Below are 1721 nucleotides of genomic sequence, written 5' to 3'. Positions count from 1 at the left end.
AAAACCTGCACCTCGGTCAACACTAGACGCGACAAGACCTGATTTCAGTTGCTCCGCATTTGGAACCATGGTCCTAAGCTTAATCATTCTAAAAGGCTTCCCAGCATACCCATACCGTATCTGTGTAAAGAACACAGCACTTCGAGGGCTTTCAATTTTAATCGCCAGTGCAGCCAGTACCAAGATAGGGAGACAAAAAATAAATAACCCAGCGGCAGTCACACAATCGAAAATTCGTTGCCCCCATGTATTGCGTTGCCCCCGCGTATTTCCTGTTCTTGTTCGGAAACTTAAACCGCTGGCTATTACATAACCTACAAAGTTTCCCCTTGAACGTTTTTCTTTGAAGTTTACATAATCAGACACGAATCCACCCCCTACAAACAAACGTAAAAGTAAAGGGCTGGCGAAATTAATCCCTAAAGATTCATCACCTCAGTGACAAATGGAAAGAACGATCTTTAGCCTCAAGAACCTCAAAGATCCACTGTGACCAATACCCATTGGTCAGAACGATTCTTCTCTGTATTCCTAAAATAAGAACGACATCGGACATCAACATATTGAAACTACGAAAGCGCGCAGAACGCCTAGCAGCTATTGTCCCCAGAAATTCGATCCCCAACTTTCTTCTTTACAATCTGTTAATCATATTGAGAATTCCGGCACCAATCAAGGCAGAACAAAGGCACTGATTGGTGGTTGTCGAGATATAAAGTATCAATATTAGCCAAATTGTTCGCCAATTCCACATAGTCAGAATGGGTGACACAACGCTAGATTGAATCTGAGAAAAGTATACTCCGTGCGCTTGCATCTCGCTCAACGGTCACAGCCTCACTGATTCTCTGGGCGGCCACTTTCCAAGTGAAATGCGTTTCGCCCTTTCGAATCCCGCCGGCGCCATCTCAATCCGTCGCGCCCAGGCCCCACACCTTGGCTAACATTGAAACGACCAAAGCATTTGAATCGCCCGAAATAAAGTGAAGCCCCGCAGGTTCTCGGCACTCTCATCCTTCAGTTGATAGTACAGGTTTAACCGCACCAGCGACAGCAATATACATTGCCGCCGAATGCTCAGGTCGTGATCCTTCCTCACCATTTTTTACCTCGCGTTCCGAGCAATTGAACCGAAGCGTTGGACAAAAAATCCCGCTCCACCCATTGGCCGGCAGGGGTGTTTACACACCGAGAGGCACAAGCTGGCCGATCTTGGAATGCAGCTTGTCAATTTGGGACTCATCGGCTCGCCCTGGATCCCCGCCTCGCTTGTTGAACGCTGAGTTCATATTCTGGATTGCGGCACACTTCCACACCTCAATCTGAGTGGCCTCTCGGTGTTTGCATGCAAACACCTGCCGGTAATAGATGCACACCGTATTTCTTATCCAACTCCGCCATCGTCATTTCTTCACAGATGGCTTCAAACGCAACCTTGGCCTTGAAATCGGGCGGATGGTTCTTTCGTTTCGTCATTTTGGATCATCTCTTTCAAAATTTGATCCCCCTTAACTACTGGTCCGAATTCCCGCGACCACCTCTTAACACCCGCAATGAAACTGAAAACAGCTGCGTGAATTCTACGGTTGAGCCCCATTAAAAATGGGGGATTTCCGCATCATTTTGGCCTTTTTTATCGCACGGGTTTCCAAACTAGGCTTTTCTTGCCCGTTATAAACCGCAGTAAACCAAGCGCCATCGCAAGGTTAGACATGCCAAAG

Annotated in this window: 2 protein-coding genes; both read right to left on the bottom strand. The window is 47.1% G+C overall.

The annotated features are described in order from the left end of the window. On the bottom strand, positions 1–366 hold a 366-nt coding region (locus AB9F27_RS21770; protein WP_369758185.1), incomplete at its 3' end, for a sugar transferase. A 951-nt stretch (positions 367–1317) separates the two neighbouring features. After that, positions 1318–1476, bottom strand: coding sequence for a hypothetical protein (locus AB9F27_RS21765; RefSeq protein WP_369758184.1), 159 nt, complete (start codon positions 1474–1476; stop codon positions 1318–1320). Positions 1477–1721: the final 245 nt, after the last annotated feature.

Source organism: Falsihalocynthiibacter sp. CO-5D18 (genome assembly GCF_041205445.1).
Lineage (GTDB): Bacteria > Pseudomonadota > Alphaproteobacteria > Rhodobacterales > Rhodobacteraceae > Falsihalocynthiibacter > Falsihalocynthiibacter arcticus.
The sequence above is the reverse complement of the archived record's forward strand: the minus strand, read 5'-3'. Positions and strand labels throughout refer to the sequence as shown.

Excerpts from the sequence above, each read along its gene's own strand:
- AB9F27_RS21765 (WP_369758184.1), bottom strand. The coding sequence starts at position 1,476 with ATGACGAAACGAAAGAACCATCCGCCCGATTTCAAGGCCAAGGTTGCG.